Consider the following 792-nt stretch of genomic DNA (forward strand, 5'->3'; position numbering starts at 1 on the left):
TTGAGATACTCGAACAACTTGGAAATGCTTATTTTGATTGTTACAAAATGCAAATGCTTCTTTATATACATCAGCTTTAACACTGCCACCAACCACATCGAATCCTTTTTGGGATCTAGAAATCAAATACGTATCTATCCCTATAGGGATTACGCCTGATGATGTTGCACAACCGGAAACTAATAAAACAATAAAGAATATTCTCTTCATTTATCTCTTCACTCCTTGGCCAAACTTTATTCATACGCCCAGTTCATTGGGTATGCATCTTTGCTGAATTTACATAACGCCCGCATTTGCGGCTGGTTTGGAGCGTAGCGGAAAACCAGTCCGGCAACATGCGCTTGTTACATGCTATAGCTGCTTAAGCAATTCAGATTTCTTTTCTTGATACTCACCTTCAGAAAGCACACCTTCATCCCTAAGCACCTTTAATTTAAGAAGCCTGTCCATAACCGAATCACCGTTATCTCTAGCAGATGCCTTCTCGTTTAGGCGCCACCGGTCGCGCTCAAACTGGTAGGATGATTTTCTGTATGAGCTAACCATTACCCCCGTACCTGATTCTTCAAGCTTTTTCTGAATATTATCAATAATTTTTTGCGGCCTTGAAGTCGGGTAAGTTCCTTTTCCGCCAAGCTCTACAAAATAGCCCTTAACATTCTTACCGCTTAAACTAACACCCTCAACGGGAACAATCTTGACGAAGACGTTATACCAATCCAGACCCCAAGTCATTCTGGTAGAGAATCCTCTTTCTGGACCATCAATTTCATTAACGATTTCATCATC

At 40.9% G+C, this 792-nt stretch carries 2 protein-coding genes; both read right to left on the reverse strand.

Annotated features, from left to right (window positions below; translation table 11 throughout):
- The coding region (locus A3735_RS32065; RefSeq protein WP_068638602.1) for a hypothetical protein at positions 1-210 on the reverse strand (210 nt) is incomplete at its 3' end.
- Positions 211-354: 144 nt separating this feature from the next.
- On the reverse strand, positions 355-792 hold a 438-nt coding region (locus A3735_RS21525), incomplete at its 5' end, for an SHOCT domain-containing protein (RefSeq protein ID WP_231882617.1).

It is taken from the genome of Oleiphilus sp. HI0061 (genome assembly GCF_001635675.1).